The 24,581-nt window shown below is 72.3% G+C and carries 26 protein-coding genes; 18 read left to right on the top strand and 8 right to left on the bottom strand.

What is annotated here, in order from left to right:
- Positions 1–109: 109 nt before the first annotated feature.
- Positions 110–1,264: an NAD-dependent epimerase/dehydratase family protein gene (locus ABZW17_RS04270; protein ID WP_354809479.1), complete on the top strand. Its 1,155-nt coding sequence runs from the start codon at positions 110–112 to the stop codon at positions 1,262–1,264.
- Between the two features lie 199 nt (positions 1,265–1,463).
- Here ABZW17_RS04270 and ABZW17_RS04265 read toward each other — a convergent pair whose 3' ends face one another.
- Positions 1,464–1,823, bottom strand: coding sequence for a nuclear transport factor 2 family protein (locus ABZW17_RS04265; protein WP_354809477.1), 360 nt, complete (start codon positions 1,821–1,823; stop codon positions 1,464–1,466).
- A gap of 154 nt (positions 1,824–1,977) precedes the next feature.
- Here ABZW17_RS04265 and ABZW17_RS04260 point away from each other — a divergent pair, with 154 nt between their 5' ends.
- From ABZW17_RS04260 to ABZW17_RS04250, 3 genes are read left to right on the top strand one after another with little or no spacing between them, the layout of a single operon-like run.
- Positions 1,978–2,274: a hypothetical protein gene (locus ABZW17_RS04260; RefSeq protein ID WP_354809475.1), complete on the top strand. Its 297-nt coding sequence runs from the start codon at positions 1,978–1,980 to the stop codon at positions 2,272–2,274.
- Positions 2,275–2,319: 45 nt separating this feature from the next.
- Positions 2,320–3,108, top strand: coding sequence for a helix-turn-helix transcriptional regulator (locus ABZW17_RS04255; RefSeq protein ID WP_354809894.1), 789 nt, complete (start codon positions 2,320–2,322; stop codon positions 3,106–3,108).
- Positions 3,109–3,148: 40 nt separating this feature from the next.
- Positions 3,149–3,928 carry an aldo/keto reductase gene (locus ABZW17_RS04250; RefSeq protein ID WP_354809473.1) on the top strand — a complete coding sequence of 260 codons (780 nt, stop codon included), beginning with the start codon at positions 3,149–3,151 and terminating at the stop codon, positions 3,926–3,928.
- On the opposite strand, the gene ABZW17_RS04245 is transcribed toward ABZW17_RS04250, so the two are convergent.
- Positions 3,925–4,839, bottom strand: a complete 915-nt coding sequence (locus tag ABZW17_RS04245) for a hypothetical protein (RefSeq protein WP_354809471.1) — start codon at positions 4,837–4,839, stop codon at positions 3,925–3,927. The genes ABZW17_RS04250 and ABZW17_RS04245 overlap by 4 nt on opposite strands.
- A 481-nt stretch (positions 4,840–5,320) precedes the next feature.
- On the opposite strand from ABZW17_RS04245, the gene ABZW17_RS04240 reads away from it, so the two are divergent.
- Entirely contained in the window at positions 5,321–5,464 is a 144-nt protein-coding gene (locus tag ABZW17_RS04240) for a hypothetical protein (RefSeq protein ID WP_354809469.1), read from the top strand.
- A 157-nt stretch (positions 5,465–5,621) separates the two neighbouring features.
- Here ABZW17_RS04240 and ABZW17_RS04235 read toward each other — a convergent pair whose 3' ends face one another.
- From ABZW17_RS04235 to ABZW17_RS04220, 4 genes are all read right to left on the bottom strand, one after another.
- Positions 5,622–6,503, bottom strand: a complete 882-nt coding sequence (locus ABZW17_RS04235) for a 3-methyladenine DNA glycosylase (protein ID WP_354809467.1) — start codon at positions 6,501–6,503, stop codon at positions 5,622–5,624.
- The gene (locus ABZW17_RS04230) at positions 6,500–7,543 is read right to left on the bottom strand and encodes a hemolysin family protein (RefSeq protein WP_354809465.1); all 1,044 of its coding nucleotides are present in this window, start codon (positions 7,541–7,543) and stop codon (positions 6,500–6,502) included. Before ABZW17_RS04230 ends, ABZW17_RS04235 begins: the two co-directional genes overlap by 4 nt.
- Positions 7,540–8,877 (bottom strand): hemolysin family protein, encoded by a 1,338-nt coding sequence (locus ABZW17_RS04225; protein ID WP_354809463.1) that lies wholly within the window; start codon positions 8,875–8,877, stop codon positions 7,540–7,542. The genes ABZW17_RS04230 and ABZW17_RS04225 overlap by 4 nt, the downstream gene beginning before the upstream one ends.
- A 199-nt stretch (positions 8,878–9,076) precedes the next feature.
- On the bottom strand, positions 9,077–9,658 hold the full coding sequence (locus tag ABZW17_RS04220) for a TetR/AcrR family transcriptional regulator (RefSeq protein ID WP_004562600.1): 582 nt from the start codon (positions 9,656–9,658) through the stop codon (positions 9,077–9,079).
- A 184-nt stretch (positions 9,659–9,842) separates the two neighbouring features.
- Here ABZW17_RS04220 and ABZW17_RS04215 point away from each other — a divergent pair, with 184 nt between their 5' ends.
- The 5 genes from ABZW17_RS04215 to pip are packed head-to-tail and all read left to right on the top strand — an operon-like array spanning position 9,843 to position 13,980.
- Positions 9,843–10,244, top strand: a complete 402-nt coding sequence (locus ABZW17_RS04215; RefSeq protein WP_354809461.1) for a hypothetical protein — start codon at positions 9,843–9,845, stop codon at positions 10,242–10,244.
- Complete coding sequence (locus tag ABZW17_RS04210; RefSeq protein ID WP_354809459.1) at positions 10,241–10,870, top strand: DUF3558 domain-containing protein; 630 nt, start codon at positions 10,241–10,243, stop codon at positions 10,868–10,870. The genes ABZW17_RS04215 and ABZW17_RS04210 overlap by 4 nt, the downstream gene beginning before the upstream one ends.
- Positions 10,871–10,873: 3 nt before the next feature.
- The gene (locus tag ABZW17_RS04205) at positions 10,874–12,211 is read left to right on the top strand and encodes a WXG100 family type VII secretion target (RefSeq protein WP_354809457.1); all 1,338 of its coding nucleotides are present in this window, start codon (positions 10,874–10,876) and stop codon (positions 12,209–12,211) included.
- A 34-nt stretch (positions 12,212–12,245) separates the two neighbouring features.
- Positions 12,246–12,974 carry an ESX secretion-associated protein EspG gene (locus ABZW17_RS04200; protein ID WP_354809455.1) on the top strand — a complete coding sequence of 243 codons (729 nt, stop codon included), beginning with the start codon at positions 12,246–12,248 and terminating at the stop codon, positions 12,972–12,974.
- 58 nt (positions 12,975–13,032) lie between these two features.
- Positions 13,033–13,980: a prolyl aminopeptidase gene (pip, locus tag ABZW17_RS04195; RefSeq protein ID WP_354809453.1), complete on the top strand. Its 948-nt coding sequence runs from the start codon at positions 13,033–13,035 to the stop codon at positions 13,978–13,980.
- Here the strand turns inward: pip and ABZW17_RS04190 are convergent.
- Entirely contained in the window at positions 13,970–15,163 is a 1,194-nt protein-coding gene (locus ABZW17_RS04190) for a Glu/Leu/Phe/Val dehydrogenase dimerization domain-containing protein (RefSeq protein ID WP_354809451.1), read from the bottom strand. The genes pip and ABZW17_RS04190 overlap by 11 nt on opposite strands.
- Positions 15,164–15,284: 121 nt before the next feature.
- Here ABZW17_RS04190 and ABZW17_RS04185 point away from each other — a divergent pair, with 121 nt between their 5' ends.
- From ABZW17_RS04185 to ABZW17_RS04150, 8 genes are all read left to right on the top strand, one after another.
- Positions 15,285–16,211 carry a LysR substrate-binding domain-containing protein gene (locus tag ABZW17_RS04185; protein ID WP_354809449.1) on the top strand — a complete coding sequence of 309 codons (927 nt, stop codon included), beginning with the start codon at positions 15,285–15,287 and terminating at the stop codon, positions 16,209–16,211.
- Positions 16,212–16,341: 130 nt separating this feature from the next.
- Complete coding sequence (locus ABZW17_RS04180) at positions 16,342–17,601, top strand: glutamate-cysteine ligase family protein (protein ID WP_354809892.1); 1,260 nt, start codon at positions 16,342–16,344, stop codon at positions 17,599–17,601.
- The gene (gene egtB, locus ABZW17_RS04175; protein ID WP_354809447.1) at positions 17,598–18,935 is read left to right on the top strand and encodes an ergothioneine biosynthesis protein EgtB; all 1,338 of its coding nucleotides are present in this window, start codon (positions 17,598–17,600) and stop codon (positions 18,933–18,935) included. The genes ABZW17_RS04180 and egtB overlap by 4 nt, the downstream gene beginning before the upstream one ends.
- A gap of 4 nt (positions 18,936–18,939) precedes the next feature.
- Positions 18,940–19,695: an ergothioneine biosynthesis protein EgtC gene (gene egtC / locus ABZW17_RS04170; protein WP_354809445.1), complete on the top strand. Its 756-nt coding sequence runs from the start codon at positions 18,940–18,942 to the stop codon at positions 19,693–19,695.
- Complete coding sequence (gene egtD / locus ABZW17_RS04165; RefSeq protein WP_354809443.1) at positions 19,692–20,669, top strand: L-histidine N(alpha)-methyltransferase; 978 nt, start codon at positions 19,692–19,694, stop codon at positions 20,667–20,669. The genes egtC and egtD overlap by 4 nt, the downstream gene beginning before the upstream one ends.
- Positions 20,670–20,715: 46 nt before the next feature.
- Positions 20,716–21,135, top strand: a complete 420-nt coding sequence (locus ABZW17_RS04160) for a nitroreductase family deazaflavin-dependent oxidoreductase (RefSeq protein ID WP_354809890.1) — start codon at positions 20,716–20,718, stop codon at positions 21,133–21,135.
- A 144-nt stretch (positions 21,136–21,279) separates the two neighbouring features.
- A complete protein-coding gene (locus tag ABZW17_RS04155) occupies positions 21,280–22,875 on the top strand; it encodes an alpha/beta hydrolase (RefSeq protein ID WP_354809889.1) in 1,596 nt (531 codons plus the stop codon).
- Positions 22,876–23,086: 211 nt separating this feature from the next.
- Positions 23,087–23,791, top strand: coding sequence for an MgtC/SapB family protein (locus ABZW17_RS04150; protein WP_354809442.1), 705 nt, complete (start codon positions 23,087–23,089; stop codon positions 23,789–23,791).
- Here ABZW17_RS04150 and ABZW17_RS04145 read toward each other — a convergent pair.
- Positions 23,788–24,558 (bottom strand): alpha/beta fold hydrolase, encoded by a 771-nt coding sequence (locus ABZW17_RS04145; RefSeq protein WP_354809441.1) that lies wholly within the window; start codon positions 24,556–24,558, stop codon positions 23,788–23,790. The genes ABZW17_RS04150 and ABZW17_RS04145 overlap by 4 nt on opposite strands.
- Between the last annotated feature and the right edge of the window lie 23 nt (positions 24,559–24,581).

The following is a 24,581-nucleotide window of genomic DNA, read 5'->3' as shown; positions in this document are numbered from 1 at the left end:
CGCCGTCCGACCCCCTCATGCATAGGAGATTCACAGGTCATTGCCAGGTCTTCATCAGCACGTGATCTATAGCGTTCGTGTGGCGTAAACGAGCAGGAAAGGCGGCACAATGCGGGTGCTGGTTCTCGGCGGTGACGGATATCTGGGCTGGCCGACCGCGCTGCACTTATCGGACAAAGGTCACGAGGTGGCCGTCCTCGACAATTTCGCGCGGCGCGGCTACGACACCGAACTCGGCGTCGAAAGCCTGGTTCCGATCGAATCGCTCGCCGATCGGATCGCCACCTGGCGCGAGGTCTCCGGGCGGACGATCACCAGCTACGAAGGCGACCTCCTCGACGCGGAGTTCCTGGTCGGAGCGGTGCGTGACTTCGCGCCGGACGCCGTCGTCCACTACGCGGAGCAGCGGTCGGCGCCGTATTCCATGATCGACCGCGAACACGCGGTGTACACACAGCACAACAATGTGGTCGGCACGCTGAACCTGCTCTACGCGATCGCCGAGATCGACCCGGCGATCCACCTGGTCAAACTGGGCACGATGGGCGAATACGGCACGCCGAACATCGACATCGAAGAGGGCTGGCTGGAGCTCGAGCACAACGGGCGCACCGACCGCGTGCTGTTCCCGAAACGGCCGGGTTCCTTCTACCACCTGACGAAGGTCCACGATTCGCACAACATCGAATTCACCTGCCGCGCCTGGGGTCTGCGCGCCACGGACCTCAACCAGGGCATCGTGTACGGCCAGCAGACGCCGCAGACGGCGCTGGACCCGCGCCTGGCGACCCGCTTCGACTACGACGCGGTGTTCGGCACGGTGCTGAACCGGTTCGTCATCCAGGCGGTGCTGGGCCAGCCGCTGACGGTGTACGGCAAGGGCGCGCAGACCCGCGGCCTGATCGACATCCGCGACACGGTGGAGTGCATCCGCCTGGCCGTCGAGCACCCGGCGGCGCCGGGCGAGTTCCGCGTGTTCAACCAGATGACGGAGAGCATGTCGGTGGCCGGCATCGCCGACCTGGTGGCCGACCGGTTCCCCGGCCCGGTGCAGATCGAGCAGCTGGAGAACCCGCGCACCGAGGCGCTGGAGCACTACTACAACGTGAAGCACACCGGGCTGGTCGAGCTGGGCCTGGAGCCGCACCTGCTTTCGGACACGCTGATCGAGTCGATGTTCGACATCGTGGGGGCCAACAAGCACCGGGTGAACCCGGACAAGCTGCGCCCGACCGTCCGCTGGCGGGGCGCCCTGAAGGCATAGGCACCTTCTGCCGTGGCTGGCGGTGGGGGGTTGTGGTGGGGGTGTTATAAAACGGGACCCACAAGCCCCCGGGAGTGGTGACGGGGCGGTGGGAGGGGGGGGGCGGGCCCGCTTTTCCGCTTCGCTATTTTGGGGGGGGTGTGGGGTGGGTTGTTGGTAGTCCTTTTATGCCTCGCCCTCCCCACCCACGACGGGCTTTTCAGCCGGGCAGCTTGTCGAGGAAGCCGTGCACCTTGGCGATCTTCCCCCCGTCGAGCTCGACGACGTCGAACCCGATGGCGACCGGCTCGGCACCGGGGGTGCCGAGGTACCACTGGAAGCGCGCGAGGTCGTGGTGCGCGTCGGGCTCGGCGGGCAGGCTGAAGGTGAGCCCGCCGAACTGCGCCTGCGCCCCGGCGACGAACTGGTCGATCCCGTCGTGCCCGGCGACGGCGCCGAGCGGGTCGGTGTAGCCGGCATCGGCGGTGAAGACCTCGGCGACGAGCGCCCGCCGCTTGTCGGCGTCGGTCTCGTTCCAGACGGCGATGTACTGCTCGACGAGGGTCCGGACGTCGGTCATGGTGAATCCTTTCGTTGGGGGACAACGGGTTCGTCGTCCCGGCGCTGAGGACCACTTTGTCGGCCGGGCGGCGGCCCGTCGATTACGCGGGAGGTAATGCCGGAGCGGCGAAATCCGGTGGCGGGCCCGGGCGAGGAGTCGGCACACTCCCGGCATGACGAACGACGCCGAGCCGCCCGCCGAAGATCCGGCACTGGTCCGGGACTTGGTCGCCGCGGCCCGTTCCGGGCAGGCGTGGGAGGCGCTGGAGGCCGTCGCGACCGCCGGCTACGCGGCCGGTGTCACGCCGGCCGAGATGCTTGCGGCGTGCGGCACCGCGCTGGACGCCCTTGCCGACGGCGCCCCGGAGGGGATCGACGATCCGGCCGATGACGCCATGCGGGACCTGATGGACCGCCTGGAGGGCTTCTGCCCGCCCGGCGCGGCGATCGAGCCATTACCCCGGAAGTAATGGCAGCCACCCCGTGATCGTCGTAGCGTCACCCGCGTGACGACCATGGTGCAGGCGCGGCCCGTCGGTGAGCTGCTGCGGGAATGGCGGGACCGGCGCCGGATCAGCCAGCTCGATCTGGCGATCTCGGCGGACATCTCCACCCGCCACCTCAGTTTCGTGGAGACCGGCCGGTCCAAGCCGAGCCGGGACATGGTGCTGCGGCTCGGTGAGCACCTCGACGTCCCGCTGCGGGACCGCAACCGGCTGCTGCTCGCCGCCGGGTACGCGCCCGCCTACACCGAGACCGCGCTGGGGAACCCCGAAATGGACGCTGTCCGCCGAGCCGTCCGGCAGCTGCTGGAGAGCCACGATCCGTACCCCGCCGCCGTCGTCGACCGGAACTGGAACCTCGTCGACGCCAATGCCGGGGTCGGGCTCTTCGTCGCCGGGGTCGCGCCCGAGCTGACCACCAACGTGCTGCGCGCGACCCTGCACCCCGACGGCATGGCCCCGCACATCCTCAACCTGGGGGAGTGGCGCGCCCACCTGCTCGGCCGGCTGCGGCGGCAGGTCGGCCAGACCGCGGACGCCGGGCTCGCCGAACTCCTCGACGAGCTGCGCGGGTATCCCTGCGACCAGCCGGTGCCCGAGGTCGAGGTGCCCGGGCCGGGGGACATCTTCGTGCCGTTGAAGTTCCGCCACGAGGGCACCGACCTGGCGTTCTTCAGCACGGTCGCGACGTTCGGCACCCCGCTGGACGTCACCGTGGCCGAGCTGGTCATCGAGTCGTTCTTCCCGGCCGACCCGGCGACGGCGGCGTACCTGCGCGAGCGGGCCGTCGCGGTGGGATGATGGGGGTCCGCGCAGCATCCGAAGTGAGGATCACCGGTTGATGGCCGTCCCGCCTTCGCTCGCCCTGTCCGACGGAGTCCGCATCCCGCAGCTGCTGTTCGGCGTCGCGGGCCTGTCCGCGGCCGAAACCGGCCGGGCCGTCCGCATCGCCCTCGACACCGGGTACCGCGGCCTCGACACCACGCCCGGCACCGAGGCGGCGGTCGGCGCGGTGCTCGAGGCGGCGGACGTGCCGCGCGAGGAGCTGTTCGTCAGCGTGCACGTGCCCGCGCAGGGCTACGACACCGCCCGCCGGGCCGCCGACCAGGCGCTGGCGGCGCTGCAGCTCGAGCGCGTCGACCTGTGCCTGCTGGACGGCACGAAGGGCGCGTTCACCGACACCTGGCGCGCGCTGAGCCGGCTGCGCGCCGACGGCCGGGCCCGCGTGGTCGGCGTGGCCGGGTTCGGCGTCGCCGAGCTGCGCCGGCTGATCGACGCGACCGGCTCGGTCCCGGCGGTGAACCAGGTCGAGCTGCACCCGTGGCTGCAGCAGCTCCCGCTGCGCGAGTTCCACGCCGAGCGCGGCATCGTGACGGCGGCGGCCAGCCCGGCGGCGAACACGGCGCTGCTGTCCGACGAGACGGTGACGGCCCTCGCGGCGAAGTACGGCAAGACCCCGGCGCAGATCGTGCTCCGCTGGCACCTGCAGAACGACACGATCGCCGTGGCGGCCTCGGCCACGACGACCCGGATCCGCGAAAACTTCGGCATCTTCGACTTCGAGCTGGCCGACGACGACATCGCCGTGGTGGCCGAGCTCGACAACGGGACGCGCGTCTAGGCGGACTTGATCCCGGCGGCGGCGAAGTCGGCCTGCTGCGCGGGCTGCTCCAGGTACTCGCGGAACGTCTGCGCGGCGCGCAGCGCGGTGTCGTCGATGCCCGGGCCGGCGAGCCCGATGAACGGGTAGTCCGCCGAGCGCGCGTTCGCCACCGACTGGGCGGGCGAGCCGATCATCTCCGGCTTCTTGGTGGTCAGCTCGCTCACCCAGTACGACGACTCGGGCAGCCAGGCGGCCGGCAGCCCGCCGATGGAGTCGAGGCTGGCCCGGCCGACCAGCGCGTCGAGCACCTGCGCGGAGGGCTTGGGTTCGATCGCGATGCGCACGCACTTGCCGTGCACGACGGTGGCGGCCTGGTTCCACCGATCGGCGGCCGCGGTGAGCGGCTTCTGCACACTGGGCGTGACGACGATCCGCATCTGCGCGGTACCGCCGTCACAGCTGGCGGCCTGCGCCTCGGCGCGGCTGTTGAGCTCGTTGTCGGCCCAGTTCCAGCCGACGATGCCGAGCCCGATCAGGACGGCGAGCACCAGGCAGGCGATCGGCCAGGTGGCGATCCGCCGCCGCGGCGCTTTCTTGCCGACGATCCGGTGCGAGCCGGTGACGTCGCCCTTGCCGAGGACGCGGTGCGAGCCGGTGCCCTCGCTGCGGGCGGCGCGCTGCGGCCCGGTGCTGTCGGTGCGGCCGGCGCGCTGCGGGCCGGTGGAGTCGGTGCGCTCGGCGGTCTTGAGGGCGACGGTGTCGCCGGCGCCGGGAGCGTCATCCTGCCGGGTGATGACCTCGGTCCGTTCGGCGGCGGATTCGGGCTGCCGGGCGGCGGCCCGCTTGCCGCGCCGCCCGGGGCGTTCGGGACGCTCGGGCGCTTCGGTGCCGACGGCGGGGTAGGCGGTGGTGACCTCGGTGCTGGACACCGCGGGGGCGCTTTGCCGACCCCGGCGGCCGGACCGGGCGGCGGTGTTTCCACCACTAGGCGCCTCGGTGACGGCGGGGTAGGCGCCGGAGGCTTCACCTCGGCGGCCGGAACGGGTGGCGGTGTCGGCGCTCGCGGTGGCGTAGGCACCAGTGGTGTCCCCGCGGCGACCGGTGGCGGCGGGGTGCGAGCCGGAAGCCTCACCTCGACGGCCACCACCCGGCACCTCGGCAACGGGATAAGCCCCCGAAGCCTCACCCCGGCGAGAGCCGCGAGGTGCGGCGGGCTCGACCGGAGACGGACCGGCACCCTCGACACGCCGAGGAGCCCGCGTCACCGGCGGCTGAGCCGCAACCGGATGGCCGCCCGAAGGCCGGCCGCGGTCCGGCACCGGATAAGCCCCGGATGCCTCCCCTCGACGGCCGGCCGGCTGCGGGCCGCTGGGCTCGGGCGGCGGGAACCCCGGTGCCTCGGCGCCCTCCGTGAAGAAAGCCGAACCGGATGACTCGCGGGAGTTGCCGGCCGCGCGGCCCGCGATCCCGAAGGCGTCGGAGATGGAGCTGCGCCCCGGGGTGCGGAAGGCGCCGGAGGCCTCGCTGCGGCCCTCACGCGGCGTGCTTTCCTGAGGGTGCGGCACCGGCTCCTCGTCCCGGTAGTGTCGCCCCATCCGTCATCCTTTCGGGGTGAGCGCATGCCAAGCACGCGCTGCTATGCAATCAAACCGTTATCACCCTAACAGGTGAGTATCGGTGAGAGAATAATCTGACTCACAGTGGGCCGCGCTCAGGGTGCTGCGCTGACCAGGCGATGGCAATGCGCAATCAGGCGATGACGCAGCGGCGCCGCCCGGCGGGCGAACTCCCCTTGGGCACGGGCGTATTCGGCCCTTCCCGCGGCCGTTTCGATCCGCACCGGCGGGTAGCCGAGGCCGGCCAGGTCGTACGGGCTCGCCCGCATGTCCAGCGTCCGGATCTCGACCGCCAGCTCGAAGCAGTCCGCCACCAGTTCGGCCGGCACGTACGGGTGGAGCTTGTACGTCCATTTGAACAGATCCATGTTCGCGTGCAGGCACCCCGGCTGCTCGAATGCGATCTGCGTCTCGCGGGCCGGCGTCAGCTCGTTCAACGGCCGCGCGGAGTCGGTGAAGAAGCGGAACGCGTCGAAGTGCCCGCAGCGGATGTCCAGCGCCTCGACGACCGCGTCGGTGCCGGCCGAGCCCAGCCGCAGCGGCACCTGGTTGTGCCGGACCGAATCCGGCGGCTCGCGGTAGACCATCGCCCACTCGTGCAGCCCGAAGCAGCTCAGCCGGGGCGTGCGCGACGCCGTCGCGGTCAGCAGGCCGAGGACGAACTCGGCCGTCCGCACCTTGCCCGCGCCGAACCCGGCGGGGTCCAGAACCACGCCGTCCGGCGTCTCGACGTACCCCTTGCGGTCCAGGAAACGCCGCGCCTCGGGCCCGGCGAGGGCGACGCCGGGCCCGGGCTGCCACCGTTCGAGGTGCGACGGCCGGTACGAGTAGTAGGTGAACAGGAAGTCCAGCACCGGGTGCTTCTCGCCGCGCGAGCGCCGCTCCTGGTGCGGGCCGGTCCACCGGTGCATCCGTGAGACGTGCGCCGCCTCCCGGGCCAGCCATTCCGGCTCGGCCAGCACCTCGACGCCCGTCATGCGCCCACGTGGGTGCCGTCGCGCACCGTGCCCACGTATTCCTCCACCAGGTCCTCGAGCGCGACGACGCCGACCGCGTTGCCGCTCGCGTCGAGCGCCCGCGCGAGGTGGCTGCGCTCCTTGCGCATCGCCGAAAGGGCGACGTCGAGCCGTGCGTCGGCGCGCAGCTCGGTGAGCGCACGCGTCTTCGACGCCGGCACCGTCGTCGCCGGGTCCTGCCCGGCCAGGTCGAGGATGTCCTTGACGTGGATGTAGCCGGTCAGGCGCCCGTCGTCGGTGCACACCGGGAACCGCGAGAACCCGGTGGACGACACGGCCCGCTCGACCTCGCCGACCGTCGGCCCGCAGGGGAGCGTGGTCAGCTCGGCGGTGGGCACCAGCACGTCCGCGACCGTCTTCTGCACCGACGACAGCGTCTGGGCGAGCCGCTGGTGCTCGGACTGGTCGAGCAGGCCCTCGCGCCGCGATTCGCTCAGCAACTCGGCCAGCTCGTCGGAGGTGTAGGCCGTCTCGAGCTCGTCCTTCGGCTCGATGCGGACCGCGCGCAGCAGCGAGTTCGCCACGAAGTTCAGCAGCCAGATGAACGGGTTGGCCACCTTCACCCAGGCGACGTGCGCCGGCACCAGCCACAGGGCCAGCCGCTCGGGCTCGGCGATGGCGAGGTTCTTCGGCACCATCTCGCCGATCAGCACGTGCGCCACGGTGATGAACGCCAGCGCGATGGCGAACGAGATCGGGTGCAGCAGCGCTTCGGGCAGGCCCACCGCGTCGAACGCGGCCGACAGCCGGTGCGCGACGGCGGGCTCGCCGAGGCGGCCGAGCAGCAGCGAGCAGATGGTGATGCCCAGCTGCGCGCCGGCGAGCATCAGCGACACGTGCCTGCTCGCGTTGATGACGATCTTCGCGCGGGTCTTGCCCTGCTCCAGCAGCGCTTCGAGCCTGTCCCGCCGCGAGGAGATCAACGTGAACTCCGCGCCGACGAAGAAGGCGTTGGCCAGCAGCAGGACGACGACGAGGGCGATGTTCAGCCAGTCGCTCACGAGGCCACCTCCGCTTCCGGCGCGGTGCGGACCGGGGCGACCTCGACCTCGGCGATCCGGCGCTTGTCCATCGTGGTCACGGTGAGCAGCCAGCCGTCGACCTCGGTCGCGTCACCCTCGGCGGGGATCTTGCCCAGCCGTTCGAGGATCAGCCCGGCGATGGTTTCGTAGTCGCCGTCGGGCATCCGGAACCCGGTGACACCGGTGACCTCGTCGGCGCGCAGCTGCCCGGACACCAGCCAGCTGTCCGCGCCGACCTGCTGGGACGCCGGGGCCTCACGCTCGTCGTGCTCGTCGCGGACGTCGCCGATGATCTCCTCGACGACGTCCTCCAGGGTCACCAGCCCGGCCGTGCCGCCGTACTCGTCGACGACGATGGCCAGCTGGAAACGCGAGTCGCGCAGGCGCAGCAGCAGGTCGTCGCCGGGCAGGGACTCGGGCACGGTCGGCACCGGCCGCATGACCGAGCCGATCGGCACGGCCGCGCGGTCGGCGGCGGGCACGGCGAAGGCTTGCTTGACGTGCACGGCGCCGCGGACGTCGTCGAGGTCCTCGGCGTGCACCGGGAAGCGCGAGAACCCGGTGCGGCGGGAGATCTCGATGAGGTCCTCGACGGTGTCGTCGACGGCCAGCGATTCGAGCTGCACGCGCGGGGTCATGAGCTCTTCGGCGGTGCGCTCGCCGAACCGCAGCGAGCGGTCGAGCAGCTCGGCGGTGGACGTGTCGAGCGTGCCGCTTTCGGCGCTGGACCGCACGATCGAGCCCAGCTCCTGCGGCGAGCGCGCGGACCGCAGCTCTTCCTGCGGTTCGACGCCGAACTTGCGCACGAGGAAGTTCGCGCTGTTGTTCATCAGGGTGATGAGCCAGCGGAACAGCGCGGAGAACCGCGAGTGGTAGCCGGCGACCGCGCGCGCGGTCGGCAGCGGACGGGCGATCGCGAGGTTCTTCGGCACCATCTCGCCGAGGATCATCGACAGCGACGTGGCGATGACCAGCGCGAGCACGATCGCCGCGCCCCCGGCGAACCCGGCCGGCAGCCCGACCGCGGTGAGCAGCGGCCGGACGAGCTCGCCGATCAGCGGCTCGGCCAGGTAACCGGTGATCAGCGTGGTGAGCGTGATCGCGACCTGGGCGCCGGAGAGCTGGAAGGACAGCGTCCGGTGCGCCTTCTGCACGGTCAGCGCGCGGCGGTCGCCGACCTGGCGGACGTTGGCCTCGACGGTGCTGCGTTCCAGCGCGGTGAGCGAGAACTCGGCGGCCACGGCGAGGCCGGTGCCGACGGTCAGCAGCACGAAGAGGAGGACGCCGAGCACGGCGAAGAGGATCTGGGTCATTCCGCACCCGCCTCGGTGGCGGGGGACGAACCTATCGGACAGCCGGGTCGGTCACCCGGCCCGGTACTGTCACCGGGTGACTGCGCTGCGCGCACGAAACGGTCACTCCTAGCAAGAAATCGGCGTGTACTGCGGATATGGGGACAATCTTAACGTGTCTTTCGCGTCCGGCGCTGGCGCGCGGGGTGTGTCGGAGCGCTCATCCGGCGCCGGGCCGGTGCCGGCGCACCGTTTCTTCGACGAGATCGAGCACCGGACCCAGCCCGGCGGCGGGCAGTCCCATGGCCAGATGGGAGACGAGTCCTTCGAGGACGAGCTCGAGGAAGGCGGTGAGGACGTCGACGTCGACGTCGTCCCGCAGGTTCCCGGCCTCCCGCTGCCGCAGCAGGCGCAGCCGGGTGGCGGTGGTCAGCTGTTCGGAGCGCTCGGCCCACCGGGCCCGGAACTCCGGGTCGGTGCGCAGCCGCCGGCTGACCTCCAGCCGCGTCCCCAGCCAGTCGGCGGGGTGGTCCCCGCCGGCGAGCAGGTCGCGCATGACCTGGACGAGCCCCTGTTCGGCGACGACGTCGGCCATCCGCAGGGCATCGTCCTCGGCGAGGGCGAGGAAGAGCGACTCCTTGTCGCGGAAGTGGTGGAAGATGGCCCCCCGCGAGAGACCGGTGGCTTCCTCCAGGCGCCGGACTGTGGCACCTTCATAGCCGTAGCGCGCGAAGCAGACGCGCGAGCCGTCGAGGATCTGGCGCCGGCGTGCGTCGAGGTGATCCTGGCTTACGCGTGGCATCCTGAAATCCTGGCACCGAGGACCGGCTTCTCGCAATCCGTACGTACGTACTGTGACCCGGAGTGTGCGGGAACCGGGTCCCTGTCCCCACCGTCCGAACGTTGCGGCGTTTCGCTGACACGAAGTGAGACGGTTGGCTAAGGTTTGCCCCATCACGGTGGGTGAGCTGAGGGGAAGGTGCGGCGTGATCATCGGTGAGGCGGGTCAGGCGGTCCAGGCGGTCTGGGGTGGCGACATCCTGGGCGAGGGCGGCCGCGTCTACGGCGGCGGTGGCGGCGGGGGCGGCCGGTTCGAAATGGACCCCGAGGAGCTCGCTTCGGTGATCGGCCAGTGGGAAGCGGAACTGGACAAGATCGCCGACGACCGGGACAAGATCAACTACATCATCGGCCTGATCACGTCGCCCGGGAAGGACCAGGTCAGCAGCGGATACGTCTCGACGACCATGGACTCCCTCGCGGCGCTGCAGACGCAGAACGACTCGATGCTCAAGTACGTGCAGGGCTACGTCAAGAAGCTGAAGGAAGCGCAGACGAAGACCGTCGCCACCGATCACGGGCTGGCCGACCCGTTCCGGACGGTGTGACCGTGCGTCTGCCCGTTCGTGTCGCGGCCGGAGTCACGGCCGGAGTCCTGCTGCTCGCGGGATGTTCTCCCGAACGCACCGGAACCGCTTCACCTGCCCCGAGCAGCCCGGCGTCCTCCGCTCCCTCGGCCGGCTCCGGCGCGCCGAAGGTGGCGGCTCCGCTCGACGTGTCGAAGTACACGGCGAAGCCGTGCGATGTCGTACCCGGTTCGGTGCTGTCCTCCCTGCGCTTCACCGATCCCGGTACTCCGCAGCTGCAGGACAACGGGTTCGGGGCGGCCGGGCCGGGATGCAGCTGGAAGATCTCCGGCGAAGGCGTCGGCATGCAGGTCATCATCGGCACCGGCAACCGCGACCGTGGAACGGGTGGCCTGGCCGGGCTGTACGCGGCGCACGAGAGCGGTCAGTTCCCGTTCCTGGAGCCGGCGGCCGACGTGGACGGCTACCCGGCGGCCTACGTCGACAAGCGCGACCGGCGCCCGAACGGCAACTGCAGCCTCTACTTCGGTGCCGCCGACGACCTGGCGATAGGCGTGTTCGCCGGTGGCTACGAAGGGCAGCAGGACTCCTGTCCGGCGGCCCAGCAGGTGGCGGCCGCCATCATCACCACACTCAAGGGGGCGTGACGAGTGGATGGCAAGCAGATCTACGACAACTTCAGGCAGGGCGACACCTCCGGGCTCCGTGAAGCCGCGGGGAAGGTGACCGAGCTGTCGTCGGCCTACATGTCCCGCGCCCAGGGCATCAAGTCGCTGCAGGACCGGATGAAGGAGACCTGGACGGGGAACGCGGCCGACGCCGCCAACGCCGGTGCCGGGCCGCTCGAGCAGGCCTTCGCCGAGACAGCGGCCCCGCTGGACATGACCCAGGTTTCCGTCGGCACCCAGGCCGACATCTTCGACCACTCGAGCAACGCCGTCGTCGAGGTGCCGCCCAAGCCCGAGAAACCCAATCCCTGGACCACCGGCCTGAAGGCCGCCATCCCGATCGCCGGGCCGTTCATGGCCAAGGACGACATCGACAACTACCAGGAGGGAATGGCCAAGTACAACGCGGCGAACGAGACCAACGTCCGCGTGATGGACCAGTACAGCAACGTCACCAGCGGCACGCGGGCCTCTCTTCCGACCGACTACGGCGTGCTCGAGTCCGACGGCGCCACTATCGCCGTGAACACCCCGGACGGTCCCGGCCGGATCGGCGAACCCACCGACCGCGGCAAGTGGCTGCCCGGCAATCCCGGTGGCGGCGACGACCACACCTCGACCACCGGCTTCGACCCCGGGCGGACCGGCGGCGGGGACAAGCCCGGCGGGACCGGAGGCACCGGCGGCACGGGCGGGACCGGGGGCACAGGAGGCGGCACCGGAGGAACGGGCGGCACCGGAGGCACCGGCGGAGGCGACGACACCCACACCACCGGCTCCGGCCGCCCGACCGTCCCCACCATCCCGACCCGGCCGGGCCAGGCCACCGACCAGCCCGGTAAGACGCCGCCGGGCACCGGGGGGATCGACTTCTACCCCAGCACCACCGGCGGTGGGCAGAACTACGGCCAGAACGCCTTCAACCCCAACGACCCGAACGCCACCACCGGCGGTCGCGGCCCCACCAGCGGCAACGCCGGCGGCCGGCTGCTGGACCCCACCGGCCGAGGCGGGACCGGCACCGGCGCAGGCACGGGCGCGGGAACCGGCGGTGGCAGCGGGGCCGGCGAGCGCGGGCTCGGCGGCGGCCGCGGCTCCGGCATGGGCAGCCTCGGGAACGCCGCCGCCGCGGAGGCGGCCGCCGCGCGGTCGGCCGCGGCCGGGCGCGGTGGCCCGATGGGCCCCATGGGCGCCGGCGGGCGTCGCGGCGAAGGCGACGAAGACGAGGAACACCAGCGGCCGGACTTCCTGATCGAGGCGGATCCGGATGCGATCTTCGGCACCGACCAGCGGACCAGTCCGCCGGTCATCGGGGAATAGGGCGAACGGGCAGGTGGACGTGGCAACAGGCCGGGTGGACGTTCCGGTCGAGGCGCTGGCCGCGCTGGCCGACCGCGAACAGGTCGGCCAGCTGCACCCCACCCTGCGTCCGGAGCCCCGGTGGCTTTCGGACGCCGAGCGGGAGGAAGCCGACAAGCGGGTCGACGCCGCGCTCGCCGAGGCCGGGCTGGTCGACGTCCGCGGGCGGGTCACCGTCGACTTCCTCGACTGGCTTCCGCTGCTGGTCAGCCCGGCGCGCGAGTACTACGGCTGGGTCGGCGCGGACGGCCGGACCTACGGTGTGCTCGCCGCCGCGAAGGGGCTGCAGGCCGTCCTGGCCGTCTCCGACGGGACCCACGTCGGGGTGCGGGAAATCGACCGGAACCGGCTCGCCGAGTCGCTCGTCGAGCAGCTGCCGCCGGTCGGGCCCGGCGGGGGACACCCGCGGACCGTCCGGGTGGCCGACCTGACCGAGGCCGCCCGCCGCGGGCAGTCGGCCTACCCGCTGGACCCGGCCATCGCCGACGTCGTCAGCCTCGTGCAGCGGCCGGTCTCGGGCAGCGGGGAGCTCTACGCCGGCCGCCGTGACGACGTCGGCCGGCACACCTGCCTGCCGCAGCCCCTCCACTACGCCGACACCGACTGGGGCCGCTACCTGAGCTACACGTCCGGCTCGGGGGACGACGCCGTCATCCACATCGGCCCGGCCGGCCCACGGGAACTCGCCGAAACGCTGGCCGAACTGGCCGGCACCCTCGGCTGACGCGCGAACACCCGGTAATCTGACAGCGCTGTTGCATTCCGGGTGGAAGGACGCGCCGATGCTGTACCCCGAGATCGAACCGTACGCACACGGCAGGCTCGACGTCGGCGACGGGCACGAGATCTACTGGGAGACCTGCGGGAACCCCGACGGCAAGCCCGCGCTCGTCGTGCACGGCGGCCCCGGTTCCGGCTGCTCGGCGAACGTCCGCCGGTTCTTCGACCCGGCGCGCTACCGGATCGTCCTGACCGACCAGCGCGGCTGCGGCCGCAGCACCCCGCACGCCGGCGCCCCGGTCGCCGACCTCTCCGCCAACACCACCGACCACCTGGTCGCGGACTTCGAACGGCTCCGCACCCACCTCGGTATCGAACAGTGGCTGCTGTTCGGCGGTTCCTGGGGCTCGGTGCTCAGCCTGACCTACGCCCTGCGCCACACCGGCCGCGTCAGCGAACTGGTCCTGATGGGCCTCGCAACCGACCGCTTCGTCGAGATCGAAATGCTGATCCGCGGCCTCGGCGCGTACTTCCCCGAAGGCTTCGCGAAGTTCCGCCAAGGCGTACCGGAGGCCGAACGCGACGGCGACCTGTCCGCGGCCTACCACCGCCTCCTGATGGACCCGGATCCCGCGGTCCACCGGAAGGCGGCCGACGGCTGGTGCGCGTGGGAGGACGCGATGCTCCCCGGCGTGCCGCCGTCCGACGTCTTCGCGGACCCGGCCTACCGGCTCTGCTTCGCCCGGCTCGTCACGCACTACTTCAGCAACCGCGCGTTCCTCCCGGACGGCGAAATCCTGAGCCGGGCCGGCGAGCTCGCCGGCATCCCGGCCGTGCTGGCACAGGGCGTGCTCGACACGAACAACCTCGTCGGCACGCCCTGGCTGCTGCACCACGCCTGGCCGGGCAGCGAACTGGTGATGCTGGACGACGTCGGGCACACGGTGTCGGCCGCGTCGATGCAGGACGTCCTGATCGGCGCGACCGACCGCTTCGCGCTCAGGGGATGAGCAGCGCCGGCTCGCCCTCCGGGGCGAGCGCGGCCTCGGCGCGCCGGGCCCGGGTGGTCTCGGCCAGCCGCAGCCCGGTGACGCGCAGGGGGAGCCGGTCCATGTTCCACTCGGCCAGCAGGAGGGCCACCTTCGCCTGCATTTCGGTGCGCAGCCGCAGGAACGAGTCGGCCGGGTCCGCGCCGACCTCGCCCAGCAGCAGCCACCACGCCCAGGCCGCGGCGCCCGCGTTGGCGACGAAGTCGGGCACGACCGCGACCCCGCGGGCCGACAGCGCCGCCTCCGCTTCCGGCGTCGTCGCCGCGTTCGCCGCCTCGACGACGACCTTCGCCTTGACCGCGCTCTCGTTCTCCGGCCGCAGCGCGTAGGAGATCGCCGCCGGCACGAAGATGTCCGCGTCGATCCCGACGATCGTCTCGCGCGGCAAGGACCTGACCCCGGCGGGCAGCCGGGACCGGTCGACCTCGCCGAAGCGGTCCCGCAGGTCCAGCAGCGCCGGGACGTCGAGTCCGGCGGGGTCGAACAGCGTGCCCGCGGCGTCGGCCACCGCGACCACCTTCATCCCCGCTTCGTGCAGGTACCAGGCCGCGCCGCCGCCCATGGTGCCGATGCCCTGGATCGCCACGGTCGTGCCGCGCACGTCCCAGTCCCACGCCGCCGCGACGCCCAGGCACGCCTGCGCCACGCCGTAGCCGCCGACGACGTCGCCGAGCAGCAGCCCGCCGGGCACCGGGGCGTTCAGCCCGGCCTGCACGCGGCGCAGGGTGCGCGCCGGGTCGGCCGAACGGCGGATCGCCGCGTGGTACGACTGCTCCAGCCCGAGCTCGGCGAACACCGAGTCGATCAGGTGCTGGGGCACGCCGAGGTCCTCGGCGGTCACCCAGTGCGCGTCCAGCCACGGCCGCAGGAACGCGCAGAAGCGCTTGAGCACGTCGAACGCGCGCGGGTCCTTGGGGTCGAAGTCGATGCCGCCCTTGGCCCCGCCGACCGGCAGGTTGAACGTCGCGGTCTTGTTCGCCATGCCCCGGGCGAGGTCCTCGACCTCGGTCATCGTGCAGCCGGCCCGCATCCGGGTGCCGCCGGTGGCGACGCCGGAGACCAGGCTGTGCACGACCAGGTAGCCGGGCGCGCCGGTAACGGGATCGGTCCACGTGAGCCGCATCAGGGGCTGGGCGGGGGTCATCGGGCCACTCACCTCCAGGGAAGTCCGGGGGCGGTCCTCGTGACCGCCATCACGAGCGTGCGCCCGGGAGGGCCCGCCCGTCCATTTAACGCTGCTGCACGATCTCGTTTAAGTTTTATGTATGGAGCTTTCGTTGCACCGCTTGCGGATGCTGCGCGAGCTGCACCGCCGGGGCACCGTCACGGCGGCGGCCGCGGCACTGCACTACACCGCTTCGGCGGTGTCGCAGCAGCTCGCGCAGCTCGAACGGGACGTGGGTGCGAAGCTGTTCGAACGGCTCGGCCGGCGCGTCCAGCTGACCGAGCTGGGCACCCTGCTCACCGAGCACGCCGAGGAGATCCTCGGTTCGGTGGAACGCGCGACGCTCGCCCTGGAGGAGGCCCAGGAGTCGCGCACGGTCCGGCTGACCGCCGGGGTGTGGGCGTCGGTGGCCTCCGGCCTGCTGCCCACCGCCCTGACCGCGCTGGCCGGCGCGCACCCCGGCATCGAGGTCCGCACCCGCGAACTGGCGCCGGAGGACACCGCCGAGGCGGTCCGCGACGGCAGCCTCGACCTGTCGTTTGTCATCGACTACTCCGATGCGCCGACGCCCTGGGACGCCGGGCTCGAGCGGGCCGTCGTGGCCGTCGAACGGCTGCACGCGGCCGTACCTCGGGGTGCCGTGCCGTCGGGGTCGGCGTCCCTGGACGACCTCGCCGAGCACCCGTGGATCCTGGCCGGCGCCAAGTCCCACTTCGGCCGGGCGATGCGCACGGCCTGCCAGCGCCACGGCTTCACCCCGAAGATCAACCACGAGGTCGAAGAGCAGTCGACGGCGATGGCGATGGTGGGCGCCGGGCTGGGCATCACCCTCGTCTCCGACCTCGGCCTCCGGCAGCTGCGGCCGCCGGGGATCGACGTCGTCACCCTGACCACGCCGCTGCTGCGGACGGTGTCGATCGCCTACCGGCGGACCGCGTTCCGGCGGCCCGCGCTGCACCTCGTCATCGACGCCGTGCGAGCTTCCGCGGCCGAGCTCGGATTGGGTACCGAAGCCGCTTTGCCCTGATCAGGGACTTCTTACAGGGTGGTGAACCCCTCCTACAGCGCAAGATCCGCCCTGATTTTGTCGTACCCCGCGTGTAGCGTCCGAAGGCGAGAAGTTCCACCCCACAGGAACAGGAACGGACATGACAGAGATGTCCACGGTGCACGATTTTCCCGAAAAGTCGGGTAGTGCGTCGAACCGCACCGCGCGGGTCCTGGCGGACCGCGCGGCCGGCGAGGCGTACGTCGCATCGGTGTGTTTCAAGCACGGGCCACCCCGCCTGACCGGCGTGGAGCTGGAGTTCACCGTGCACCATGCCGGCGACCCGGCCAGACCCCTCGATCCCGACGTCCTCGCCGCGGCGCTGGGTCCGCACACCCCGCGGACACTCCGCCCCGGCAGCCCCGCCACCCCGCTCCCGGCCGGCTCACCCGTGAGCCTCGAACCCGGGTGCCAGGTCGAGATTTCCGCTCTTCCCCAGGCCTCCCTGCGTGAGCTCGACGCAGTCGTGACGGCCGACCTCCACCACCTGCGCGACCGCCTCGCCCGCCACGGCCTGGAACTGGGCGAAACGGGCATCGACGCCCATCGTGCGCCGCGCCGGATCCTGCACACCCCGCGGTACGCGGCCATGGAACGCCGGTTCGCGCCGATCGGTCCCGGCGGTCTCACGATGATGTGCAGCACCGCGGGCCTGCAGGTGTGCATCGACGCGGGGGAGCCCGAGCACTACGCCGCGCGGTGGGCCGCCGCGCACGCGATGGGCCCGCCGCTGCTCGCCCTCTTCGCCAATTCCCGCGTCCACGCCGGACGGGACACGGGACACGCCTCGGCCCGCTGGCTGGCGGTGCACGACACGGAAGCGGTGCGGACCCGCACGGCCGCCGTGGCGGGCGACCCGGCCGCGGAGTGGGCCGGGCGCCTGATGGACGTCCCCCTGATGGTGCTGCCCCGCGGCGACCGGCCGTGGGACGCCCCGGAGGGGCTGACGTTCGCCGACTGGATCGACGGCCGGGGCGCGGCCGCGCTGCTGCCGAAGCCGACCGAGGCGGACCTCGACTACCACCTGACCACGATGTTCACCCCGGTCCGGCCGCAGGGGTACCTGGAGATCCGGTACCTCGACGCGCAACCGCCGGACGCGTGGCTGGCCCCGGTGGCGCTGGTGTCGGCGCTGCTGGCCCGGCCGTCCACAGTGGACAAGGTGCGCGCGGTCTGCGCCCCGGTCGCGGACCGGTGGACCACCGCGGCGCGCCGCGGCTTGGCCGACCCGGAGCTGGCGGCCGCGGCCGCGGCCCTGGCCGACCTCGGGTGCGCCGAGCTGGGCGTGACCGGGCTGGCGGCGGAGTCGATCACCGGGATCAGCGAGAGCGTGCAGGGGCGCGCGTACGGATCGAGGAGCGAAGCATGAGCACGGAAGCACTGCACGACCTGAGCGCGCAGGACCTGCGCGCGCGGGCGGCGGAGGCGCTGACCCGGGCCCGGGCGCGCAGCGTCGCGCTGACCGACGCGGTCGACGACGAGGACCTCGTCCGCCAGCACTCGAAACTGATGTCGCCGCTGGTCTGGGACCTGGCGCACATCGGCGTGCAGGAAGAGTTGTGGCTGGTCCGCGACGTCGGCGGCCGGGAGCCGCTGCGGCCGGACATCGACGACATCTACGACGCCTTCCAGCACGCCCGCGCCGACCGGCCGGAGCTGCCGCTGCTCGGGCCGGCCGAGGCCCGCGCGTACGTCAAGCAGGTCCGCGAGAAGGCGTTCGACGTGCTGGAACACGCGCCGATGGAAGGGCGGCGGCTGACCGAGCAGGCGTTCGCCTTCGGCATGATCACCCAGCACGAGCAGCAGCACGACGAGACGATGCTGGCCACCCACCAGCTGCGCAAGGGCGACCCGGTGCTGCACGCGCCGGAGCCACCGCCCGCGCGGTCCGGGGCGCTGCCGCGTGAGGTCCTGGTGCCGGGGGGTGCCTTCACGATGGGCACGTCGGCCGAGCCGTGGGCCCTGGACAACGAGCGCCCGGCGCACGAGCTCGCCGTCGAGGCGTTCTGGCTGGACACCGTGCCGGTGACGTGCGGCGCCTACGTCGAGTTCCTGGACGGCGGCGGCTACGACGACCGGCAGTGGTGGAGCCCGGCGGGGTGGGCGTACCGGCAGGACCACGGCATCACCGCGCCGCGGTTCTGGAAGCGGGAGCAGGACGGCTGGTGGCGGACCCGCTTCGGTGCCTACGAGCGCATTCCCGCCGACGAGCCGGTCGTGCACGTCTCCTACCACGAGGCCGAGGCGTACGCGGCCTGGGCCGGGCGGCGGTTGCCGACCGAGGCGGAGTGGGAGAAGGCGGCCCGGTTCGACCCGGCGACCGGCCGGTCGCGCCGGTTCCCCTGGGGCGACGAGGAGCCGTCGGCCGAGCACGCCAACCTCGGCCAGCGGCACCTGCGCCCGGCGCCCGCGGGCGCGTACCCGGCCGGCGCGTCGCCGACCGGGGTGCACCAGCTGATCGGCGACGTCTGGGAGTGGACTTCGACCGATTTCCACGGCTACCCGGGCTTCGCGCCCTTCCCGTACCGCGAGTACTCGGAGGTGTTCTTCGGCACCGAGTACAAGGTGTTGCGCGGCGGGTCGTTCGGCACCGACTCCGCGGCGATCCGGGGCACGTTCCGCAACTGGGACTACCCGATCCGGCGGCAGATCTTCGCCGGCTTCCGCACGGCCCGCGACGCGGCCCCCGGCGAGGTGGGGTAGGCGCATGTGCCGCCACATCGGCTACCTCGGCGAGCCGCGCCCGCCCGCCGAGGCGCTCTTCCGCGCCCCGCATTCCCTGCTGGTGCAGTCCTACGCCCCGGCGGACATGCGGGGCGGCGGCTCGGTCAACGCCGACGGGTTCGGGCTGGGCTGGTACCCCGGCCCGGGCTCGCCGCCGCTGCGCCACCGCCGTTCGACTCCACTGTGGACGGACGAGACGCTGCCGCCGCTGGCCGCGTCGGTGACCTCGGGCGCGTTCGTCGCCGCGGTCCGCAACGGCACCACCGGCCTGCCGGTGACCGAGGCGGCCGCGGCGCCGTTCACCGCCGGGCCCTGGCTGTTCAGCCACAACGGCGTCGTCCGCGGCTACCCGGACTCGCTGGCCGAACTGGCCAAGACCCTGCCGGTCACCGAACTGCTCACGCTGGAGGCACCGACGGATTCGGTGGTGCTCTGGGCCCTGCTGCGGGCCCGGCTGTCCACGGGCGAGGACCCGCTGACGGCGGTGGCGGAGCTGACGCTCGCCGTCGAAGCGGCCGCGCCCGGCTCCCGGCTCAACTTCCTGCTCACCGACGGCGAGACGCTGATCGGCACGACCTGGACGCACGCGCTGTCCGTGCTGGAGACCCCGGCCGGGGTGCTGCTGGCGTCCGAACCGCTCGACGGCGACCCGCGCTGGCGGCCTGTCCCCGACCACCACGCCGTGCGCGCCACCGCGGCCGGCGTCGACCTGCTTCCCCTGACCCAGGAGACCTCATGACCGAAGTCGATCTCGACCACCACCGCTCCGGCGACGCCGTCACCGCGGAACTGCGCGCGGACGTCGTCGCCGGGCTCACCGCGGCGCAGAAGTGGCTGCCGCCCAAGTGGTTCTACGACGCCGACGGCAGCGAACTGTTCGAGAAGATCACCCAGCTGCCGGAGTACTACCCGACCCGCAGCGAGCGCGAGGTGCTGGCCGCGCACGCCGCCGACGTCGCGGAGCTGACCGGCGCGCACACGCTCGTCGAGCTCGGCTCGGGGTCGAGCGAGAAGACGCGGCTGCTGCTCGACGCGCTCACCGCGCACGGCACCCTGGAGGCGTTCGTCCCGCTCGACGTCTCCGAGTCGGCGCTGGCCGAGGCCGCCGAGGCGATCTCGAAGGACTACCCGGGGCTGACCGTCCGGGGTGTCGTCGGCGACTTCACCCAGCACCTGGACCTGCTGCCGGACGGCCAGCCGCGGGTGGTCGCCTTCCTCGGCGGCACGATCGGCAACTTCCTGCCCGCCGAGCGTGCCGCCTTCCTGCGCTCGGTGCGGGAGGTGCTGGACGAAGGGGAGTGGCTGCTGCTCGGTACCGACCTGGTCAAGGACGCGACCATCCTGGAACGCGCCTACGACGACGCCGCCGGCGTCACGGCCGAGTTCGACAAGAACGTGCTGCGGGTGATCAACGCCCGCCTCGGCGCGAACTTCGACGTCGACGAGTTCGAGCACGTCTCGCACTGGGACGCGGCGAACGAGTGGATCGAGATGCGCCTGCGGGCCCGCCGGGACCTGACCGTCGCCATCCCCGGCGCCGACCTCACGGTGACCTTCGCCGCGGGGGAGCACATCCGGACGGAGATCTCGGCCAAGTTCCGCCCGAGCGGCGTCGAAGCCGAGCTGGCCGCGGCCGGCTTCGCGCTCGAGCACTGGTGGACCGACTCCCAGCAGCGGTTCGGGGTGAGCCTGGCAAAATCCGTGCGTGGCTAATCCTCTCCGGGCGCTGGCCCGGGCCGTCGGCACGAAGCCGTGGCTGATGCGCACGGCACGGTTCGTCGTGTGGGCGGACAAGAAACTGCACCGCGCGTTCGGCGGCCGGGTGAGCCTCGTGGCGCTCGCCGGGCTGCCGTCCCTGCGCGTGACGACGACCGGCCGCAAGAGCGGGCTGCCGCGGAGCACGAACCTGCTCTACTTCCCGCGCGGCGGCGACTTCGTGCTGACCGCGTCCAACTGGGGCCGCCCGCACGACCCGGCGTGGGCGCTCAACCTGCGCGCGAACCCGAAGTGCCAGGTGGCGCTGGCCGGGCGGCCGGTCGACGTCGTCGCGCGGGAACTGCACGGCGAGGAGTACGCCGCGATGTGGCGGGAGCTGCTCGGGTTCTGGCCGGGGTACGCGATGGAGCAGCGCGAGGCCGCCCGGCCGTTGCCGGTTTTCGTCCTCACGCGGACGGCTTGAGAAGATCCCACCATCCGTTCGGCCGGTGCCGGGATTCACCGGTTTGTGCCAGTCTCACCCGGGTAACGCGCCGTGACGTCGCGACCGCGCGAGGGAGCGCGTGACCAAGGGAGGGACGTCTTGCCGAGATCCACACAGGGCCGGGTGCGGTCGTTCGCGCTGGTGGGGGCGCTCGTGGCCGGCTTGGGGCTGGCCGGGCCGGCCGGCATCGCCGGGGCGGCCGAAGACACGGCGGTCAAGCCCGCGGTCGTCGGGGCGACCCCGGCCGTCACCTGGGGCACCTGCGCGAGCGAACTCCTCGCCGGCGTGCCCGAGGACCAGCTCAAGCTCTACAGCTGCGCGCGCTACCGCGTGCCGATCGACCACGACGACGCGTCACTGGGCACCATCGACATCGCCCTGATGAAGCGCGCGGCCCGCACGCCCGAGAAGCGCGTCGGCTCGCTGTTCCTCAACCCCGGCGGCCCCGGCGGCTCGGGCCTGACGATGCCGACCGGCGGCCAGTACTACTTCCGGCCGCAGGTGCTCGACCGCTTCGACCTGATCGGCTTCGACCCGCGCGGGGTCGGCGACAGCAACCCGCTGCGCTGCTTCACCACGCAGGAAGACGCGGACGAGGTCTTCGGCACGATGATCGGCGTGCCGCTCTCGCGCGCCGAGATCTCGGGCACCCTGGCCGGCTACCGCGACTACGGCCGGTTCTGCCGGAACAACGCGGGCGCGCTGCTCGACCACATGTCCACCAAGGACGTCGTGCGCGACCTCGACACCCTGCGGGCGGCGGTCGGGGACCGGAAGCTGACCTACGTCGGCTTCTCGTACGGGACGCTGATCGGCTCGACGTACACGTCGATGTTCCCGAAGCAGTCGCGGGCGATCGTCATCGACGGCAACGTCGACCCGGCGCTGCGCACCAGCGACGGCGTCCAGTACGACCGCGAGCGCGCGCAGGGCTTCGAGCTCTCGCTCGACGGGTTTCTGAAGCGCTGTGACCAGGCGGGCGCGAAGTGCGCGTTCAGCGACGGCAACCCGCGGGCGAAGTTCGACGAGCTCCGCGAGTACCTGCGCAAGCAGCCGATCACCCTCCCGGGTGCCGACCCGCTCGACATCAGCCGGTTCACCGGCGGGGTGTCGAGCGCCCTGTACTCGCCGGCGCGGTTCCCCGGCCTGGCCCAGGACCTCCAGACGCTCTACGCGGCGATCCACCCGGCGGGCGCCCAGGTGCAGGCGCTGCCGGGCAAGCAGCTCAAGGTGCTCACGTCCGGCAAGCAGGGCCTCGCCGACCAGAACCCGGACAGCCCGTACACCAGCGACGACTCGTACTTCGCGGTCAACTGCGCCGACAAGCCGTTCCGGATCCGGCAGGAGCAGGTGCCGGACATCGCCGCGCAGTGGGAGCGCGAGTCGCGCACCTTCGGCCGCTACCAGGCGTTCGCCGACACGGCGGCCTGCCCGGTGTGGCCGGCGAAGAAGCCGGACGCCTACCGCGGCCCGTGGCGGGCCAGGACGGACGTCCCGGTGGTCGTGGTCGGCAACTTCTACGACCCGGCGACCCAGTACCGGTTCGCCCAGCGGATGGCGGCCGAGCTGGGCAACACGCGGCTGCTGTCGGTGGACGCCTTCGGCCACTGCATCCTCGGTGACGCGCTGGGCGTGGACCAGGCCGTGGCCGACTACCTGACCGACCTCAAGGTGCCGGCGAACGGCCAGGTGTTCCAGCCGAACGTCCAGCCGTTCTGAGTGTGAGCCCGGTCCCGCGGCCCTCGCCCGGGCCGCGGGACCGGCTACGCTGGCGTGGTTGATCTTCGACGGACACGGGAAGCGAGGTGAGCGGCACATGCCAGCGGACAGTCATCGGACGGCCGGGCGCGCGCTCACCGGGGGTTTCCCGCTGGGCTGAGTCCGGCCGCCCCCTGTCCGGCAGTGCGCGCACGCCGGAAAAGAGCCGGAAATGACCATCTTCGAAATGCTGCTGCGCGTGGGAGCCGGCGTCGGCCTGGGTGCCGTCATCGGGGTCGAGCGCCAGTTCCGCGCCCGGATGGCCGGGCTGCGCACCAACGCCCTCGTCGCGGTCGGCGCGACGCTGTTCGTGCTGCTGTCCGCCCACGGCTTCGGCGGGCTGGCCTCGAGCGGCGACGCCGACCCGACCCGGGTGGCCGCCCAGATCGTCTCGGGTATCGGGTTCCTCGGCGCCGGGGTGATCCTGCGTGACGGCCTCAACGTCCGCGGCCTCAACACGGCGGCGACGCTGTGGTGCTCGGCCGCGGTCGGGGCCCTGGCCGGGGCCGGGCTGTACGTGGTCGCCGCGGCCGGGACCGCCGTCGTGGTCGGGGTGAACGTGGTGCTGCGGCCGCTGGGTCGCGTCGTCGACCGCCGCCCGGAGTCGGGCGACGAGACGCCGGCGCGCTACGAGTTCCAGGCGGTGACCCGCGACGAGGCCGAGGCCCACGTGCGGGCCCTGCTCGTGCAGGCGTTGACGCGCACGGACTTCCGGCTGCTGTCGGTGCTGAGCACAGACCGGGAGAACCGCACGGTCGAGGTGCGGGCGGAGCTGATCGGCGACCAGCGCGACGACGCCCAGATGGAGGCCGCGGTGTCGCGCCTTTCGCTGGAGCCGTCGGTGTCGAGCGTGCGGTGGGTGGCGGTGCCGGCTTAGGTGAGGAATTCGTCGAGCAGCTCGCCGAACCGGGCGGGCTGCTCGACGTTGACCTGGTGTCCGGCCCCCTCGATCGCGACCCGGCGCGCGTCCGGTGCCTCGCGGGCGATCAGGTCCGCGATCTCGTGGATGTCGGCGGTGTCGAGGGTCCCGGTGATCACCAGCGTCCGGGCCCGGAGCTCGGCGGTGCGGGTCACCGCGGTCAGCTCGTCGCCCAGGGGGAAGCCGCCGTGGCCCTTGCGCACGTTGTCGGCCAGCATGCGGCCGAAGCGGGTTCGGATGTCCGGGTCGACCTGGTCCGGGGTCCGGTGCGGGCCGTCGACGAGCAGGCGGAGCACGCACTCGAACGCGCGCGGGTGGTCGCCGGCCGCGATGGCCTCGCCGGCTTGCCTGCGCTGGTCGAGGGTGAACGGGTCGCGCTCGACCATGCCGCTCAACCCGGGTGAGGCGAGCACCAGGCCGTCGACCCGATCCGGGTGCGCCAGCGCGAAGTCGGCCGCCGTGCGGCTGCCCAGCGAGGAACCCACCAGCACCGCGCGCTCGATCCCCAGCGTGTCCAACAGCTGCCGGAGGTCGCCGAAGTGGGAGAACCCGGGCACCGCCGCGGGCGAGTCGCCGTGCCCGCGGGCGTCGTACCGGATGACCCGGTGGCTCGCGGCGAACCGGTCCAGCTGCTCGTCCCACACCTGCCGCCCGAAGCCGCCCGGGTGCAGGAACACGAGCGGCCGGCCGTGGCCGCGTTCGTCGTGGCGCAGCGATTCCCCCATGGTGGCCACGATAGCGAAAAGGA

This window comes from Amycolatopsis sp. NPDC004625 (assembly GCF_040609695.1).
Taxonomy (GTDB): Bacteria; Actinomycetota; Actinomycetes; order Mycobacteriales; family Pseudonocardiaceae; genus Amycolatopsis.
The sequence above is the reverse complement of the archived record's forward strand: the minus strand, read 5'-3'. Positions and strand labels throughout refer to the sequence as shown.